Source organism: Mycobacterium sp. JS623 (genome assembly GCF_000328565.1).
In the GTDB taxonomy this organism is placed as follows: domain Bacteria; phylum Actinomycetota; class Actinomycetes; order Mycobacteriales; family Mycobacteriaceae; genus Mycobacterium.
In genome coordinates this window covers 399,013-415,863 of the sequence record NC_019966.1, presented here as the reverse complement: position 1 = coordinate 415,863, position 16,851 = coordinate 399,013, and the positions used below count along the sequence as shown (strand labels likewise).

The window sequence follows — 16,851 nt, the reverse complement described above, 5'->3', positions numbered from 1 at the left end:
TGCGTCTTGGCCGAGCATCTGCTCAGCGCTCAGCTGACCCGGAGTCCCAGCACGCGCTGTTCGAAGAGATCTGCGCCGCGCGCTACGCCACCGGTGGCCGCGAAGCCCTCAGCAACGCGTCTCGCGCCGTCGGACATTGTCATCGCCTCCCGCACCTTTGCCCGGAGACGTTCTGCCGACAGTTTTTTCGCCGGCAGCCGGGTGCCGCACCGGGCTACCTCGACGCGTCGCGCAACCTCGAACTGATCGCGCCCAAATGGTACGACGCACACCGGAACCCCACGGGCCAAGGCCTTTTGAGTTGCTCCCATCCCGCCGTGCGTCACCGCGCACACCGCACGATCGAGCACCGGGCCATGCGGGACGAGTCGGCAGACAGTGGCATTGGAGGTCATCGGCACCTCGTCCGGGTCTCCGGCGGGAACGGTCGCGACCACGTGTACCGGTTCATCCGCTAATGCTGCCAACGCCGTCTGCACCAGGTTGTCATCACCCTGTTTCTCCGACGAGGTCGTCACGAGGACGATCGGCCGGTCGATGGACATCAGCCAATGTGGAACAGCGTCTCCTGGATCAAGTGCGCATGGGCCGACCATCTGGACGGCGTCGCCATAGTCGGCATGTGGATATTCGAACGGCCTGCCGCTCGCGACCAACATCAGCGGTGCGCGACGCCAAAACTCGTCCATCGAGGCGACCCGCTGCAGTCCCAGATCTTCGCGAACCGCATTGAGAGCAGGCAATCCGCTGTTGACTGTGCCACGCATCATGGCCCGGAGTACGTTGTCACGAACGCGTCCGAGGACGTTCGACATCGGTTTCAGCCCAGGCCCGAAGGGCGGCATCCCCTCTGCGCGCAGCAGGGGCGTGAATGGCGAGAAACAGGCCCACGGAACGCTGCCCGCTTCCGCGGCCGACAACGCACCCCAGCACAACACGTCGACAAGCAGCGCGTCCGGCTTCACGTGCCCAACCGCATCGGTGAGATCAACCACTTCTAGCGGGGCGCGTCGACCGAACACCGCGAAAGCGCGTTTCAGCCCGTCGGGCGCTTTGCTCGCCTTCCAGTCGTCGTGCTCGATCGCCTCGATCCGGGGATCGATTGTGTCGGTTGTGAACCCGAGCCGTTGTCCGGTCTCGACACCGGCACGCAGCGTGCGCAGATGAACTGTGTGGCCGCGGCGGCCAAGCTCCGAGAGCAGCGCGCTGATCGGCAGCGCGTGACCAAGCGCGGGCGATGTGTACGCCAATATCTTTGCCACTTATGTCACCCTCCCTGTATCAACCATTCGACGTGCTTCGGCCAGCAGCCCACGGGCGTCGAGCTTTTCGCAGAGCTCAAGGTATTGTTGGGTCAACTCGGCGTACCGATCCGTGTCGCCCTCGGCCTCTGCTAACAACGCGCGCGACTTCAACCACCACAGATCCGCGGCGGGAATCCCTGGTCGTCTGACCTGCCACTCGTCGACGATTCGATGGGCGTCAGCGAAGTCCTCGACGCGTCCGCGGTCGATGAGCAGCGTGACGAGTGCCTCACCGGCACAGCCGATTTCGACTCGAATGCCACTGTCCATGTGAAGGCCGAACAGAGCACGGAGCTCATCAATCGCTTCGTCGCTGCGTCCATTGCGCGCGGCCTCGGTCGCAAGGTCAGCACCGATGACGGCCATCGTGTTGGTCTGTATCCTGTACTTCTCGATGCTGTCGCGGGCGCGTTCGAGTACTTCGATCGCCTCGTCCCGCGACGGACCGCGCGCGCGTAGTAGCACCGTGCCATATGCGAATTGCGCGTCGATGATGCCGCAGATGTCGCCAAATGACTCGGCCCGCCGTAGCACCTCGAACATCTCGTCCACCAAGTCGTCAGGCTCGTAAAGGCCCATGGCAACGATGAGACCCGTGAACGAGTGGATGATCGCGGCGCTGACCGGCGGCAGGGCCCTCGCGTTCTGCATTCCTTTTCGAAAATGCCGTCGGCCGATCTCGAAGTCGCCGCGGCACATCTCGATAACTCCCCGAAACGTGAAATTCCCCGCGAACTCGATCGTCGTCTCCTGTTGGGGCCGTGCGAGGAGCGCGTCACTCACCGCCAGGGCCGCGTCGAAGTCGCAGTTGGCGTAGTACGCACGGAGCACGGCAATGAGAATGATGTCGATCTCCGGTACGGCGTCCCAATCCATCTGGCGCAGCGTGCCTTCGAGTTCCCTCGCCAACGCGGCAGCTTCGGGAACTCTGGTCTCATTGAAGGTGAACGACATGATGCGTCCCGCCGTCGCGATACCCCAAGACCTCAGGTCGCCGGCTTGCGATGCCAGTTCCCGTAACTCGCGATACTGCTCATCGCCATCGTCATCGATACCGACGTAGGATGCTGTCGAGATCAGCATGGTGCGTGGCGCGATGCGCATCGTGATGGCGGTGTCGTCGTCGCCTAACTGGTCGGCAAGGCGGCTCGCACCTAGCCATTGGGCACGGGCTGCCGCCATGTCGCGGGGCCGAAGCCATTCCGCTGCGCGCATACGCCAGCGGTATGCGTCGGCGAGTTCGCCTGCCGCTTCTAGATGTGTGGCGATCAGCGCCGCATTCTCGTCACCCGCCGCGGGATCGCGTGTCTCAATCGCAGAGGCCAACTTGAGATGCGCATGTGCGCGCGTGGTGCTCAGCTGCGATTCATAGGCGACCGTGCGCACCAGCGGATGTCGGAAGCAATACCGTTGTCGCGGAATGAATTCTGTTTGATCGATCAGCTCGGCCGAGACCAAGTCAGCCAACGCCGACGAAATCCTGTTCGGAAGAAGAGCCTGCAGCGTATCGATGTCAAACCGGGTGCCGATCACCGCCGCCGCGTTCACAATTGCCTTGGCCTCTGCCGGCAGACGATCGATGCGCGCTGCGAGTACCGATTGCACCGTGGCCGGCACACCGATCTCATCCACACCGCCGACCAGTCGATAGCCGCCGCGGCTGCCAGCGAGCACGCCGCGGTCGGCCAGATCGCGCACGATCTCCTCGACGAAGAACGGATTACCCACCGCGGCAACGGCAATCCGTTGCGCAAGAGGAGCCACCGACTGGTCGCTGCCGAGGAGCTGGCAGACCAGCCGCACCGCCATCGCATCGCTCAGCGGTTGCAATGTGAAAGTTTCGTCCGCATGCTCCTTCAGTGCCCCGCGATACTCAGGGCGATACGTGGTAACGAACATCGATTGCGTCGCAGTGATCGCAGTCGTGAAATCGGCTAGCACTTCGTCGCTCGGCGCGTCGATCCAATGCGCGTCCTCCAGCACGAACAGAATTCGGTCCGGCCGGGCCGACACTGCCTCCGACATCACCTTCACCAGTCGGCGGCGACGACCGTCGACGCTTACCTGCAACGGCGGTGCGTCGGCATCGGCGATGCCCATCACGTCGAACAGGATCTGCAGGTCGGCCGAATCCGCTCTCAGCGCGCCATCGCACTGGGCCAGCACGCGAGTTCGGGCGTCGGCGTCATCGAAACCGTCCAGGCTGAACATCGCCCGCAGCAGCCGTGATACAGCGCGAAATGCCACCGTGGTGGTCGGGGCGTCGCAGCGGGCGAGGACGGTCGTCGCGCCCGCGCGTGCGGCCAGCGCGCTGAATTCCGCGATCAACCGGCTCTTGCCCAGCCCCGCTGCGCCGGCCACGCCGACCAGATGACCGCTGTTGCTTTCGAAAATGCGCTGCAGACGATCCAGGTCTGCATCACGACCGACCATCGCACCTTCGTTGCGCCCCAACACCATTTGGCGCGAGCCCACTGCGAGCAGGCGCCGCGCTGGCACCGGCACGTCGGATCCTTTGATCGCAACCTCTTCGACGGGCGCGAGGTGGGCGGCGCCGTCGACCAGCCGTGCCGTGGACAACGAACACAACACCCCGCTCGGCGGTGCGGCCGACTCCATCCGTTGTGCCATACCTACCGGGTGCCCCACCGCGGTGTACTGGCCGACACCGGTGCCCATCGAGCCGGCGATGACCTGACCGGAGTTGAGCCCGGCGCGAACCTCCAAACGCACGTTGTCGCGGCGAAAGACGTCAACGGCGAATTCCTGCGTGACCGTCTGGATCTCCAGCGCCGCGATACAGGCCCGCAACGCGTGATCCTCCAGCGCGACCGGCGCGCCGAACAACGCCATCAGCCCGTCACCGGTGAACTTGTCCAACGTGCCCTGATACCGCTGCACCACCGCAGCCGCCCGGTTGAACAGTTCATTCATGATTTCGCGCAGCCGCTCTGGGTGCAGCACAGCGGCCAGCTTCATCGAACCGACCACGTCGACGAACAGCACGGTCACCTGCTTGTACTCGGTCACCGCCGACGACGCGACGGGTGCGCCGCATACGTCGCAGAAGCGCGCCTTGGCCCGCAGGTCGTTACCGCACGACCCACAGCGACCCATCGCCTCGCTGACCGGACTGATCATCCCCCGGAACTCTCCCCGCCGCGGCTATCCCAATGATCCACGGCGCGCGCGTTCAAGGCGGACGATTATGTAATGGAAACGACTGTCGTTGAGATCGCAACAGATATTTACCGGCTGTCCACCTTTGTTGCGGACGTCCCCCCGAATGGGTTCACCTTCAACCAGTTCCTGCTGACGGGCGACGAGCCGTTCCTGTTTCACTGCGGGCATCGGCAGTTGTTCCCGCTGGTCTCTGACGCCATCAACCGGGTCAAGCCGCTGGAGAAGCTGCGCTGGATCGCGTTCGGCCACGTCGAGGCCGACGAGTGCGGTGCAGTCAACCTGCTGTTGGCCGCCGCGCCAAATGCCGAAGTCATCCACGGCGCGCTGGCCTGCGCAGTGTCACTCAACGACCTCTGCGACCGACCCCCGGTGATCGCACCCGAGGGTGTGCATGATGTCGGCGGCCACCGGCTGCGGTTCATCCCCACACCGCACGTTCCGCACAACTGGGAGGCCGGCCTGTGGTTCGACGAGACGACGTCCACGCTGCTGGCCGGCGACATCTTGACCCAAGTCGGCCAGTGCTCGCCGCTCACCGAATCCGACTGTGTAGCACCGGCATTAGAGGCCGAAGCCATTTTCCACGCGACGGGGCTGACGACTAACCTACAGCCGACGCTCGAACAGCTCGCCCAGCTGAACCCGACTACGCTGGCCGCCATGCACGGTTCGTCCTACTCCGGTGACGGCGCTGCGCAATTGCGGGCGCTTGCCGGCGAATACGCCGCGATGGCGAGCGCTGGATGACACCACGACGGACCGTTGCCGTCGTCCTCGCATTCGCCGTACTGACGGGCTGCCAAACGAGCACCCGCGGTACCCCCGTCATCAATCCAACAGAGCCCACCGAACCGAGCTTTCCAACCAGCCGTCCCCCCACGCCGACGGCCGCGCCGCCAAAGACGCTGACACCGTCGCCGAGCAGGACTCCGAACGCGCCCGGCGGCGAGGTATTGACGCCCGAGAACGGCTATGTGTTCATCGTGACGAAGTCGGGCAAGACGCGCTGCCAGCTCAGCGAGGCCGAGGTGGGCTGCGAGGCACAGTTCACCAACGCGCCGGTGCTGAACGGCACCCAGGCCAATGGGGTCCGTGTCACCGCGAACGGCGAACTCAGTTGGGTCGTGGGCAATCTGGGTGACATTCCGGTGATTACGCTCGACTACAAGACCTATTCGGCCGTCGGATGGACCATCGAAGCAAGCGAGGAGGGCACCAGGTTCACCAATGACGGCACCGGCCACGGCATGGTTATTGCTGTCGAGGGCGTTGCGGCGTTCTAGAGTTTGACCATGACTGCGGCTCAGCGCGAACGCGCCGCCCTCGTGGACACCATGCGCGACGTCGGGCCTAACGCGCCAACGCTATGCGGTGACTGGACCACCCGCGACCTCGCCGCACATCTGGTGGTCCGTGAAGGCAGGCTGGACGCGACGGCCGGAGTCGCCGTCCCGTTCCTCGCGGGCTACACCGCCAGGGTGCAGCGCCAGGTCACCCAGACCACCGCCTGGGACGACCTGCTGGCGAAGGTCGCCTCAGGCCCGCCGCTGTATTCGCCGTTCAAGCTTCTCGATCCGATCGCCAACCTGGGCGAGATGTTCATCCACCACGAGGACGTGCGCCGAGCCCAAAGTGGTTGGGAACCAAGGCGACTCGATGACACCTTGGTCAAGGCGCTGGGCCGGGGCCTTCCGCTGATGGCCCGGCTGAGCCTTGGCAAGGCGCCGGCGCGGGTGTCGCTTCGCACGCCGGACGGCAAGACGCTGGCCACCGTCGGTGGTGGACCGGAGCTGATCGTCACCGGCGAACCCGAGGAGCTGCTGTTGTTCCTCTCGGGGCGTGACGAGGTTCGATTGACCTTCTCTGACGCCCAGGCGGCCCAGGCGGTTCGCACCGCCCGGCGCGGGCTGTGAGTTAGACCGAGGCGCCCAATGCGTCGAGCCCGGCGTCGTAGCTGGGTTCGGAGGCGATCTCGGGCACCAGCTCGCTATAGGCGACGTTGCCGTCCGCGCCGATCACGACAACGGCGCGGGCGAGAAGACCCGCAAAGGGACCGTCGGCGATCGTGATGCCGTAGTCCTCGCCGAAGCTGCCGCGGAATGCCGATGCCGTGGTGACGTTCTCGATGCCCTCTGCGCCGCAGAACCGCTTCTGAGCAAACGGCAGATCGTTCGACACGCACAGCACTGTCAGCCCGCTGGCCTGGGCGCGCTCGTTGAAGACCCGCACGCTGGTGGCGCAGACAGGCGTATCCACTGACGGAAAGATGTTGAGCAACAACGGCTTACCGCGGAACTGCTCGCTGGTCACCTCACCGAGGTCAGTGCCGATCAGGGTGAATTGAGGAGCGGGAGATCCGACGGCCGGCAGCTCGCCGACTGTGTTGATCGCGTTTCCACGAAGCGTTATCTGTGCCATTCGTACAGTGTGCCAGCGGTGGCTGAACAACTCGTGTCAGGGGTCAGCCGCCGCGGCAGGAGATGTCCACGTACACGGTATCGAACTGGGTCGGGTCGATCCGTCGTCCCCACGAGTCGATGTTGGAACTGTTCAGTCCCTCGATCCCGGTGACCTTGCAGCCCGACAACGGGTAAGTGGCCGCGCCGTTGAGCACCACGTTGAAACCCTGGCTTTGCAGGGCGTTGATCGTGTCTTGCGCATTGCCGAAACCGGACGGGGCTGCTGCGGCCGCGCCGGTCGGACCCACGGCTGTGAGCATCCCGAGAACGGCTATCCCGGCTAGGAATGTGTGCTTCATGAACTGAGCTAGCGGCACGGGTTACGGTCGACGACCCACAGGCGCGCCCCATAGGCTGGCGCTCGTGGATTTCCGCGTCTTCGTCGAGCCCCAACAGGGCGCCACCTATTCCGACCAACTGGCCGTCGCCCGCGCCGCCGAATCGCTGGGTTATTCGGCATTCTTTCGGTCTGACCACTACGTCGCGATGAGCGGCGACGGGCTACCCGGTCCGACCGACTCCTGGGTGACGCTGGCCGGTATCGCCCGCGAAACGTCGACAGTCCGGCTCGGCACCATGGTCACGTCGGCGACCTTCCGCCATCCAGGCCCGCTGGCGATCTCGGTGGCGCAGGTCGACGAAATGAGCGGTGGCCGTGTGGAATTGGGCATCGGTGCAGGGTGGTTCGAGGCCGAACACCAGGCATACGCGATCCCGTTCCCACCGCTGGGCGAGCGCTTCGACCGGCTGACCGAACAGCTCCACATCATCACCGGAATGTGGACGACGCCCGTCGGCGAGACGTTCGACTACTCCGGAACGCAGTACACAGTCGTGGAGTCGCCCGCACTGCCCAAACCGGCCCAGTCGCCGCACCCGCCGATCATCATCGGCGGCGGCGGCCCCAAGCGCACGCCCGCACTCGCGGCGGCCTTCGCCGCCGAGTTCAACATTCCGTTCGCGCCGCTCGACGTGGCCAAGACTCAAATCGAGCGGGTGGCGGGGGCGCTGGCCGAGGCGGGCCGGCCGGCGGACTCATTGACCTACTCGGCGGCGTTCGTGGTCTGCTCCGGCCGCGACGATGCGGAGGTTGCGCGGCGGGCGGTCGCCATCGGCCGCGACGTGGACGAACTGCGCAGCAACTCCCCGCTGGTGGGTACCCCCGCGGAGGTCGCGGACAAGCTCGGGCCCTACATAGCGGTCGGGGTGCAGCGGGTATATCTGCAGCTTCTCGACCTGTCTGACCTCGATCACCTCGACTTCTTCGCCACCGAGGTCATTCCGCAGTTCGCGTGACGCGGCCGCGGGCCGAAACCCGCGGCTACTATCACTGGCCATGGCAGGCCAGGACCCCGACGATTACGACGACGAGTCGTCGGAAACGCCGTGGTACAACCGCACGCCGAACGTCATCGGGGCGAGCGTGGCGGCTATCGCCGCCGTCGGCATCATCATCGCGGCGGTGACGTTCGTGGCGCGCCAGTTCGGCGAGCCCGACCAGGCGCCGCTGAACTTCGTCGACCCGTCGTTCTCGGCGACCGCCAGCCATTCGTCGACGCCGACCACCACCGCGACGATCACCAGCACCAGTCCCCCGGTCACCACCGACATCAACGGTCCGTCGTCCACCACGCCGTCGTCGCCCGATACGTCGAGCCCCGATACGACGAGCCCCGATACGACGGACACCACGCACACCGCATGGACGCGGCCGTACACGCCGCCAAGTGGCGAGCAGTCCTCGCCGTCGACGACGCGTCGCGGCCCGCGCACCAATGTCACGCGCACGCTCTATCCGCAGCCCTGACGGCCTACTATCAGAGCCCGTGGCGCGCTACGGACCTCCCGACGATCCGAACAATCCCGACAACCAGCCGACCGCCTACATCAATTACGGCGACGGGGGGCCGCCTGCGGCGGATGTGGTGCCATGGCACCGCAAGCCCGTAGCCCTGGTGGCATTCGGCGCGCTCGGCGCCGTGCTGGTGGCATTGATCATCTTCGGCCTGGTCAAGCTGCTCACCGGCGGCAGCTCTCCTGAGCCTGTGACCACGCTGACCCCGATCACCCGGACCACGACGTCGGTGACCGCGCCGACGAGCACCACGGCGGCAACGACGACGGCACCGACCACCACCGAGCCAACCACGACCACGGTGACCACCGAGCCCACCACGACGACGACCACCACGACCACCACGACGACGACCTCGCCGAGCGTCAGCACCAGCGTCAGTACGAGTACGTCCACCAGCACCATCACCCAAACAGTGACCGTCCCACCCCCGCCGTGACCCGCGCCGCATGCGCGCATGACGCCGCAGGGCTTATCGCGCTAGCGGGTTGATCACTCGCACCATATGTGAGGAATGAACCCGCTAAGCCGGAATCAACGTCCCCTTGCCGCATACTCGGCGACCATCGCCTCGGCACTGCGCACGGCTGCCCGACATGCGCGGGTAGTGAACGGATCGTTGAGGGGATGGTCGGCGCGCCTCCGCCACCGCTGGGCCGCCGCGAACGCTGCCCGCGGCCCGTCGTACGGCGCGTCGGGCCGGAGCCCAAGCCTGCTGGCGGCGTCGGTGCCAGAACCTCCGATGATGCGCCGCAGCGACGCGATCTCGTCTTCATTCAAAGTCGTTGCACGCGAACGCAATGCACTCAACAGGCGCAGCTCTTCGAACGCATGCGTGTCGGCCAGCAGCGGGTCGATGTCGGCGATGATGTAACGCGTCGCATAGATCGGGTTGGTCTGGACGAACTGTCGCAGCGACAGCAGCGCGGTGTGTGCCTTGAGCAGATCCGAACGCTGCGCGAACTGTTGGTCGATGACGTCGCGCAGCGCCACCAGACCACTGCGTTCCAGTAGCTCGTCGGCCAGCGCAACCGAATCGCTGACCCCCGCGCGCAGCACCGCGATCGAGATTCTGATGCCGAACATGCCGAACCGGTCCAGCAGTGCGGCGCGAGTGGCGGCGTCGACGGGCAGTGAGCTGTCCTCACGAACGAAGCGGTCCACCGACAGCATCGCCTTGGTCAGCTCGGCGGCGTCTACCCCGGCCAGCTTCTCGAGCGCGACGAACTCGCTCTGACGCAACGTGCGGGCGGTCAGCGCCAGCAGCCCGGACACCGGCACCACGGCCTGGCAGATGCCGGTCTTGTCCATTTCGGTGGTGAATCGCTTGGCCACATCCTTGGCCGACAGCATCGCGTCGATCCGGCCCGCGCCGATCTCGTCGGCCCGCGAAGCCACCCCTATCACGCCCAGTGCACCGGCTGAGCCGCCGACCAGCTCACCGATCTGCTTGAGCAGCGCGATGTCTGCGGCGTTCAGCGTGCGCAGCAGGAACACCACCGCGTCGACGCGCGGCACCCCGTCGTCGGGCACCAGCAGCCTCAGGGTGCGTTGGGAGACATCACGGCTGAGCGACGACGTGCCCGGTGTGTCGATGATCGTCGAATCGATCAGCTCGGCGGCGGGCCACTCCACGTCCAGATCGACGACGTCCTCCGGATCGAGGTTTGCGAAATCGAATGTCAGCCCGCGATCGCGGGCGATCGGCACATTCGAGCGCCTGCCGCCCCGGTGGTTGGCGGTCACCTTGGGGATCGGGCCGTGCCGGAACCAGGTGACGATGCGGGTGGCCTCGGTGGCGTCGGTCGGCGCAATGTCCTCGCCCACAAGCGCGTTCACGAGCGTGGACTTGCCCGCCTTCAGCGTGCCTGCGAGCGCGATGCGGATCGGCTGGTTGAGCCGGTAGCCGATGCGCTCCAGCTCGTTGTGCACATCGGGCCGATGCTGGTAGGCGGGATCGTTGCGGTAGGCCTGAATGGTTCCGCCAAGGATCGCGCGCACCTGATCGCTAGTGCTCATCTCGCGCTACTCACCAACGTTCCCTGGATTTCCTCCACTCCGGCAATGACCGGAGGTCCAGCTTAGAACGTGTCGACGAAGCGCTGGGCGGCCGCGTGGTCGCCGGCCGGCTGATCTGCAGGCGGCGGGTCGTCGGGAGGGGCATCGGAACAGTGGTCGGCGGTCAACGGGCACTCTTCGATGCCGAGCGCCTTCTCGACCGACCCGATCTCCTGGTGATGACTACCCCGGTGGTGGTTACGCCGTCCCGACGGGTTCGCGGGCTACTTCGGCGGCGCTTGACGCCAGATTGACCGCGTGATCGGTCACCTGTTTGAGAATGTTGAGCTGACGCTCGAGTTCCCTTATGCGCGTGTTGCGCTCGCTTTCTTCGAGCTGCGCAGTCGCGACGGTCGCCTGCAATGACTCGTTGAGCGAGCGGGTCATCTGATTGGCGATGCCGCGGTAATGGTCGCGCAGCTGACGCTGAATTCCCTTGAGCCGATCGCGGGATTCCTTGGTCACCACGAACGAGACGTCGTCGACGAACTTTCGCATGTTCATCTTCGCCTCACTGCGCACCCGCATCATGCGGTTCTCCATGTCGTCCTTGTATGTCTTGCGGCCCAGCAAAAGACCGGCACCCAGCGATAGCGGGTTGAACATGCCAAGCCCGGCGAACGACGTCAGCATGCCGAACATCAGCACACCGCCGTAGGAACCACGCATTCCGGTGACCATCTTGTGCCCGGCCTTGATCGGCTTGGCCTCCAGCTTGGCCAGCGACTTCAATTCGCCAAAGTTGGCACCCATTTCGCGCGCGTCGAGCTGCGGCATCTTGACTGCCTCAAGGCCCGCCTCGACGAATGTCCGCGCCACTTCTTGGGCCAGCACCTCGGCGCGTTGGTAGGCCCAGACGAAGTTGTCGCCGACGGCGGTGGCGATCGCATTCTCCAGCTCGGTGCCGATTTCGGCCCAGTGGTGAGTGGGATCGGTGGTATCGATGACGTGCTCAGTGTGCTGGGTGATGGCACGAAACCTGGCACGCAGGTCGTGATCGACATCGGCTGTCAGATCGGCGATTCCGTCGTTGAGCACCTGTTGCCACAGCGCAGTCTGTTGAAGCGCGTCTTGGGCCTCGACCTTGCGGCGCTCGAGCTCGGCCTTCAACCGCTCGCGCGCGTCGGGATCGTTGAGCGACGACAGCTCAGAGTCTGCGGCAAGCATCAAATGCTCGGCAGCAGAACGTATTTCGGCGAGCACCTGATCGCGCACGCGGTCGTTTTCCCGCGACATCACCTTCTCGCTGAGGAACTTCACGATGGCAGGAAAGTTGGACTCCTCGTTGAGTTCCTTGTCGTTGAGCTGGATGGCGTGGCTGCGAAGCAGCGACGATGCCGGAATCATCGGCAACGACAGGCCGGCACGCTGCAGGTGGGCCTTGTTGACCTCGACGATCTGCCGCCAGTGTGGATAGAGGTCGGTCTTGGTCGCGACAATCGTTGCGACGGGGCAGATTTCGAACGCCTGACGGATGAACGTCATCTCGGGTTCGGTGAACTCTTGACTGGTGTCGCTGACCATCATCATCGCGTCCGCGTCGGGCAATAGGCCAAGCGTGGCCGACAAGTGCGGCTGGCCGTGCCCGCCGACGCCAGGGGTGTCGACGAACACCAAACCACCCTTGAGCAGTGGGCTGTTTGCAGTCACCGCGACACGCAATACCTGCCGCCCGCCCGCGGCGGGGTGGCGGCGCAGGTCGTTTTTGATGTCGGCGATCGGGATCTCGATGGCCTCGGGCTCAGCGCCATCGACGCTGGCGACCATCAGCTTCGCGGTGGCCTGTTCGCCGTAAGAGACCATCGTGGCGACCACCGTGGTTTCGTCGTCGCCGACCCGCGAGACCGGGACATTCAGCAGTGAATTCAGCAGCTGGCTCTTGCCCTGCTTGAGCTGACCGGCGATCACGACGCGGATCTGGGGATCGCTGATGCGCACCTTGGCCTTGGCCATCCGCTCGACCAGGTCGCCTCGCTCCTGAATCTCGGCGATCTTGCTGGTGTGGTCGATCAGCTCAACGATGACCTTGACCTTGCGGGGGTCATTCGGTTGCGTCATGTCGTCCTTTTTGTGTTGCCGCCGTCCCGTTAACGGTAGACGTGCCAACTGGCGGGGACCTGTGGTTGGTCCCCGCCAGCTGCGCTATGTGGTTGTCGGTCGGTCAGAAGTGGATTCCGGTGTCCACGTGGGTGTCGACCTGGTTGTGCACCGAGTTGTCGGTGTGCACCGAGTTGTCGTTGTGGCTGTCGTGCGTGCTGTTGTCGACGTGCACCGAGTTGTCGTCGTGGTGACTGGCGTCGACGTTGCCACCGATGTCACCGCCGTGGGTGTTGACCGTGGTGACGTCACCACCGTGCGTGTCGGTCGTGGTGGTCTGCGTCGGAGCGATGACCACGTTGCCGCCGGAGCCTGCGGTCGCATTGCCGCCGTCACCGCCGCCACCCGAGAGGATGCCGCCGCCGCTGCCACCGTGGCCGCCGGCCGCGCTGCCGCCGCTGGCGTCGATGTTGCCGGTCTTGACAACCGGGCCGTCGTTGCCGGAGATGACGTCGCCGCCACCGCTGTTGTGGATGGTGGTGCTGCCGTGGCTGTCGCTGGTGTTCGCGACCCCGCCGGACTGCACGGTGGAACCCTCACCGGCGAGGATGTCTCCGGTGCTGTTGCCGACGTTGCCGTCGCCGGTCACGTTGCCGTCACCGTGGACGTTGGTGTTGTCGATGTTGCCGGCGTGACCGGTGTTGATGACGCTGCCGTCGGACGCGGTGTTCTTGTTGCCGAAGGTGACGTCACCGAAGTCGAGGTTGACTCCGCCCTGCTGGACATCGTGGCCCGCATTCGGGCTCAGCACGTCGTTGTGGCTCAGCGTGTCGTTGTTGCTGAACGCCTGGTTGTGGCTGAGCGTGTCGTTGTTGCTCAGCGTCTCCGGGGCAAAGCTCGGCGCGTACTGCGGTGTGAAGGCGATGCCGTGAGTCTCGGCGACCGCCTGCTGCAGGCCGTACACCGGGTCGCCGCCACCGTGGAGGACCGCGGCGGGCGCCACTGTGGCGGCCACCGCGTTCACCTGTGCGGCCGTCACACCCTGAACGCCGGCGTTGGCCATTGCGCGCTCGGGGTCGCTGACGAAGTTCGCAGCCGCGACCGGGTCGCGGAAGAGGTCGAGAATCCAGTCGATCACGTTGGTCATTTCTCTGGTCCTTTTCTGTGTGGGTGTTCTACCGAAGCTGGTCGCCGGGCTGTCCGGCGAACTGATGACAACGTTATGGAGTCGGCGGCGTTGAAGAAACGGGGTCGAATCCCCTCCCTATCGATATGTACCCCGGGATAGGGGTCGGGCCCCCATTAGGGGGTTAGGGGGTGGTTAGGGGTCTTCGCCGCCGCCGGGCGGTATTGACCGTATTTCTGCAGGTCAAACGCACAAATGCGCGGCCCGAACGGGACCGCGCATCGCGTGTGGTGCTGGTGGCTACGTATCGAAGATGTCGAAGCCGGCGTGATCGGCATCCAGATGGTGATCCTCCGGAGCCGTGTGGCTCCAATCGTCGGTGTGCGTGTCATGCACGTCGATGGCCGGCGCATCGTCGATCACCGGGCCCTCGAAGTGCAGCGACGGGTCGTCCGCGGCAGCCACGTCGGGTACATCGGTGTGGGCGAGCGTGTCGAGCCCGGAGTGGATCCCCGCATCGGGTTCGGTGACGAGATTGCTGGCCATCGAGTGCACGTCGTCGACCGCGACGGCGGGCACATGATCGTCGAACGCATCGAAGGCTGCCGTGGCGGCGCCACTTGTCCAAACATTGCTGGCGTGGTCAGCGAGCACCGTGTCAGCACCCGTAGAGGGCACTGCCATCGACAGTGATTCCGAAACAACCGGAATCAGATTGTTGACGTCCACACTGGTCACATCGGTCAGATGCGCGTCAGCGATCGTCTGACCCGGATCAGCAGCGTAGGCTGCGGCGGCGTCGGGGTCGCGTAGCAGCGACATCACGAAATCGAGTAGCGAATTAGCCATGGAAACCCTCCTTTCCATTGCAGATAGATGTGCGGCGTAGCCCAAGGCTTGACTCGATGCTATCGACGGACCCGACCCCGGAGATCGGTGCGAAACCCAGCTCTGCCGCACGGGCGTTAGGGGACCGACCGTTAGGGGTTCTCCCACCATTAGGGGGAATTGCGGGCTATCGTGTGGAACTGCCAAACAAGAGGAGACCATGAACGACTCACTCGGGTTGTCCATTGGGATGACCAACTTGGTGGCGGCCCGAATCGGTCGCGCTCCGGTCATGCACCGTTCCGTGCTCACCCTGTTCAACGACCGGGCCCCCGAAGTCGGCGTGCCGAGCGACAACCCGAACCTGAATCAACCCGGTCTCGTGCTGACGGGTTTCGTCGAGCGCGTCGGCGATCCGGTTCCGTTGGTGGCCGCTGACGGCTCCCCACACTTGGGCGAACGTGTGCTCGTCGAGGCTCTCGATGCGATGGCGCGCACGGTCGGCGGCGGCTCACCCGTCGCGATCGCGGTGCCCGCGCACTGGGGTCCTGGCACCGTTGGCGCGTTGCGGGGCGCGCTGCGCGCCAAGCCGAGCCTCGCCCCGGACGGCGTGCCAGCTGCGCTCATCCCCGATTCGGCTGCGGCGTTCGCGGCGCTGCAGGCGGCGCCGGGATTGCCCGCGAGCGGCGTCGTCGCGCTGGTGGACCTGGGCGGCAGCGGAACCAGCGTCACGCTCGCCGACGCCGGCGCGAACTTCAACCAGATCGGCCAGACCGTCCGCTACCCGGAATTTTCCGGTGACCAGGTAGACCAGGCGCTGCTCAACCACGTGATGGCTGGAATCGCCGATGCCAACGACGCCGACCCCACCGGCACGCTCGGACTCGGGTCATTGGCCCGACTGCGCGAGGAGGCCCGGCTGGCCAAGGAACGGCTGTCGGCCGAGACCGCGACTGTGGTGCACGCCGACCTGCCAGGCTTCAACTCCGACGTGCGCGTCACCCGCAACGAGCTCGAGAACCTGATCGCCGCGCCGCTGGCCGGTTTACTCGACACCATCGAAGAAACGTTGCTGCGCAACAACATTCCGGTGGCCAACGTGTCGGCTGTGGCGACCGTCGGCGGCGGAGCCAACATTCCGCGGGTAACCCAGCAGCTCTCGGAGCGGTTACGCGCCCCCGTCGTCACCACACCACAGTCACAACTCAACGTCGCGGCGGGCGCCGCGCTGGTGGCCGACCGCGGCCTGGAGGCCGACGCGCCAACCGGCATGGCGCCCACGGGATTGGCCCCCGCCGCGGACGCGCCGACCGGCATGGCCGCTGCGGGCTGGGCCGCGGGTGCGGCAGGCCTGGCCGCCTCCGAATCGGCGTCCGACGGCGCCGCATCCGCCACCTTCCGTGCGATGGCGTGGTCGCAGGACGATGCGGCCGGCGCGGAGCCCGTGCCGTACTCCGGCGAGGACTACACCTTCGAGCAGGGCGGCACCGAGGCTCGCCCGCAGATGGCGTTCGCTCACGAAGAAGAGGGTTACGAACCCGAACCGGGGCCGCTGCCCTGGTACAAGCGGCCTCCGATCCTGTTCGGAGCAGCGGCCGCGGCCCTGCTGCTCGCCATCGGGGGGCTGGCGGTCACGCTCACCAGCGGCAGCGGAACCAGCGGCCCGGTCACCGAGACGGCCACCCATGTCCAGACCGGACCGTCGCCGACCGGACCGGCCACCGAGGGCGCCCCGGTGACGGTGACGGTGACCGGCCCGAACGGCGAGCCGAGCACGACGGTGGTGCCGTCGCCGACATCAACGTCGAGCGAGACCACCTCGTCCACCACGACAACGACCACCACAACGACCACCACCACCACGACCACGACAACAACCACGACGCCGCCGACCACGACGACGAAACCTCCCACCACGACCACGCAACCACCGACGACCACGCAGCAGGTGACAACGACCAGCGCGGCGGCATTGTCACCGGTGACCTCGACTCCGTGACC

The 16,851-nt window shown here is 65.7% G+C and carries 15 protein-coding genes; 6 read left to right on the top strand and 9 right to left on the bottom strand.

The features are described 5' to 3' along the window. Positions 1–29: 29 nt before the first annotated feature. Together MYCSM_RS01810 and MYCSM_RS01805 are read right to left on the bottom strand one after the other, a co-directional pair. Positions 30–1,262: a glycosyltransferase gene (locus MYCSM_RS01810; protein WP_015304415.1), complete on the bottom strand. Its 1,233-nt coding sequence runs from the start codon at positions 1,260–1,262 to the stop codon at positions 30–32. After that, positions 1,263–4,445 (bottom strand): ATP-binding protein, encoded by a 3,183-nt coding sequence (locus tag MYCSM_RS01805; RefSeq protein ID WP_015304414.1) that lies wholly within the window; start codon positions 4,443–4,445, stop codon positions 1,263–1,265. A 72-nt stretch (positions 4,446–4,517) separates the two neighbouring features. Here MYCSM_RS01805 and MYCSM_RS01800 point away from each other — a divergent pair, with 72 nt between their 5' ends. Genes MYCSM_RS01800 through MYCSM_RS01790 form a run of 3 tightly spaced genes read left to right on the top strand, consistent with a single transcriptional unit; the run spans position 4,518 to position 6,400 of the window. Continuing rightward, positions 4,518–5,234 carry a flavoprotein gene (locus MYCSM_RS01800; protein ID WP_015304413.1) on the top strand — a complete coding sequence of 239 codons (717 nt, stop codon included), beginning with the start codon at positions 4,518–4,520 and terminating at the stop codon, positions 5,232–5,234. Then, on the top strand, positions 5,231–5,770 hold the full coding sequence (locus tag MYCSM_RS01795) for a hypothetical protein (protein ID WP_015304412.1): 540 nt from the start codon (positions 5,231–5,233) through the stop codon (positions 5,768–5,770). Before MYCSM_RS01800 ends, MYCSM_RS01795 begins: the two co-directional genes overlap by 4 nt. A 9-nt stretch (positions 5,771–5,779) precedes the next feature. Beyond that, positions 5,780–6,400, top strand: coding sequence for a TIGR03085 family metal-binding protein (locus MYCSM_RS01790; RefSeq protein ID WP_015304411.1), 621 nt, complete (start codon positions 5,780–5,782; stop codon positions 6,398–6,400). A 1-nt stretch (position 6,401) separates the two neighbouring features. On the opposite strand, the gene tpx is transcribed toward MYCSM_RS01790, so the two are convergent. Continuing rightward, positions 6,402–6,905 carry a thiol peroxidase gene (tpx, locus tag MYCSM_RS01785; protein WP_015304410.1) on the bottom strand — a complete coding sequence of 168 codons (504 nt, stop codon included), beginning with the start codon at positions 6,903–6,905 and terminating at the stop codon, positions 6,402–6,404. A 43-nt stretch (positions 6,906–6,948) separates the two neighbouring features. Further along, positions 6,949–7,245: a hypothetical protein gene (locus tag MYCSM_RS01780; RefSeq protein ID WP_015304409.1), complete on the bottom strand. Its 297-nt coding sequence runs from the start codon at positions 7,243–7,245 to the stop codon at positions 6,949–6,951. Between the two features lie 55 nt (positions 7,246–7,300). Here MYCSM_RS01780 and MYCSM_RS01775 point away from each other — a divergent pair, with 55 nt between their 5' ends. After that, on the top strand, positions 7,301–8,242 hold the full coding sequence (locus tag MYCSM_RS01775; protein ID WP_083906225.1) for an LLM class F420-dependent oxidoreductase: 942 nt from the start codon (positions 7,301–7,303) through the stop codon (positions 8,240–8,242). Between the two features lie 63 nt (positions 8,243–8,305). Here the strand turns inward: MYCSM_RS01775 and MYCSM_RS36950 are convergent, their stop codons facing one another. Next, positions 8,306–8,734 carry a hypothetical protein gene (locus MYCSM_RS36950; protein ID WP_015304407.1) on the bottom strand — a complete coding sequence of 143 codons (429 nt, stop codon included), beginning with the start codon at positions 8,732–8,734 and terminating at the stop codon, positions 8,306–8,308. 38 nt (positions 8,735–8,772) lie between these two features. On the opposite strand from MYCSM_RS36950, the gene MYCSM_RS35660 reads away from it, so the two are divergent. Next, positions 8,773–9,240, top strand: a complete 468-nt coding sequence (locus MYCSM_RS35660; protein WP_083906223.1) for a hypothetical protein — start codon at positions 8,773–8,775, stop codon at positions 9,238–9,240. Between the two features lie 95 nt (positions 9,241–9,335). Here MYCSM_RS35660 and MYCSM_RS01760 read toward each other — a convergent pair whose 3' ends face one another. From MYCSM_RS01760 to MYCSM_RS01745, 4 genes are all read right to left on the bottom strand, one after another. After that, positions 9,336–10,820 carry a dynamin-like GTPase family protein gene (locus tag MYCSM_RS01760; RefSeq protein WP_015304405.1) on the bottom strand — a complete coding sequence of 495 codons (1,485 nt, stop codon included), beginning with the start codon at positions 10,818–10,820 and terminating at the stop codon, positions 9,336–9,338. A 237-nt stretch (positions 10,821–11,057) separates the two neighbouring features. Continuing rightward, positions 11,058–12,917, bottom strand: coding sequence for a dynamin family protein (locus tag MYCSM_RS01755; RefSeq protein ID WP_015304404.1), 1,860 nt, complete (start codon positions 12,915–12,917; stop codon positions 11,058–11,060). 103 nt (positions 12,918–13,020) lie between these two features. After that, positions 13,021–14,043: an IniB N-terminal domain-containing protein gene (locus MYCSM_RS38830; RefSeq protein ID WP_015304403.1), complete on the bottom strand. Its 1,023-nt coding sequence runs from the start codon at positions 14,041–14,043 to the stop codon at positions 13,021–13,023. Between the two features lie 279 nt (positions 14,044–14,322). Continuing rightward, positions 14,323–14,871: an Rv0340 family IniB-related protein gene (locus tag MYCSM_RS01745; RefSeq protein WP_015304402.1), complete on the bottom strand. Its 549-nt coding sequence runs from the start codon at positions 14,869–14,871 to the stop codon at positions 14,323–14,325. Positions 14,872–15,070: 199 nt separating this feature from the next. Between MYCSM_RS01745 and MYCSM_RS01740 the strand changes: the two genes are divergently transcribed. After that, positions 15,071–16,849, top strand: a complete 1,779-nt coding sequence (locus tag MYCSM_RS01740; RefSeq protein ID WP_015304401.1) for an Hsp70 family protein — start codon at positions 15,071–15,073, stop codon at positions 16,847–16,849. Positions 16,850–16,851 lie beyond the last annotated feature (2 nt).

Bases quoted from the DNA above. Each gene is read 5' to 3' on its own strand.
- MYCSM_RS01740 (WP_015304401.1), top strand. From the start codon at position 15,071: ATGAACGACTCACTCGGGTTGTCCATTGGGATGACCAACTTGGTGGCG.
- MYCSM_RS01790 (WP_015304411.1), top strand. From the start codon at position 5,780: ATGACTGCGGCTCAGCGCGAACGCGCCGCCCTCGTGGACACCATGCGC.
- MYCSM_RS01780 (WP_015304409.1), bottom strand. From the start codon at position 7,245: ATGAAGCACACATTCCTAGCCGGGATAGCCGTTCTCGGGATGCTCACA.
- MYCSM_RS01805 (WP_015304414.1), bottom strand. From the start codon at position 4,445: ATGATCAGTCCGGTCAGCGAGGCGATGGGTCGCTGTGGGTCGTGCGGT.
- tpx (WP_015304410.1), bottom strand. From the start codon at position 6,905: ATGGCACAGATAACGCTTCGTGGAAACGCGATCAACACAGTCGGCGAG.
- MYCSM_RS38830 (WP_015304403.1), bottom strand. From the start codon at position 14,043: ATGACCAACGTGATCGACTGGATTCTCGACCTCTTCCGCGACCCGGTC.
- MYCSM_RS01760 (WP_015304405.1), bottom strand. From the start codon at position 10,820: ATGAGCACTAGCGATCAGGTGCGCGCGATCCTTGGCGGAACCATTCAG.
- MYCSM_RS01795 (WP_015304412.1), top strand. From the start codon at position 5,231: ATGACACCACGACGGACCGTTGCCGTCGTCCTCGCATTCGCCGTACTG.
- MYCSM_RS01800 (WP_015304413.1), top strand. From the start codon at position 4,518: ATGGAAACGACTGTCGTTGAGATCGCAACAGATATTTACCGGCTGTCC.
- MYCSM_RS01755 (WP_015304404.1), bottom strand. From the start codon at position 12,917: ATGACGCAACCGAATGACCCCCGCAAGGTCAAGGTCATCGTTGAGCTG.
- MYCSM_RS01745 (WP_015304402.1), bottom strand. From the start codon at position 14,871: ATGGCTAATTCGCTACTCGATTTCGTGATGTCGCTGCTACGCGACCCC.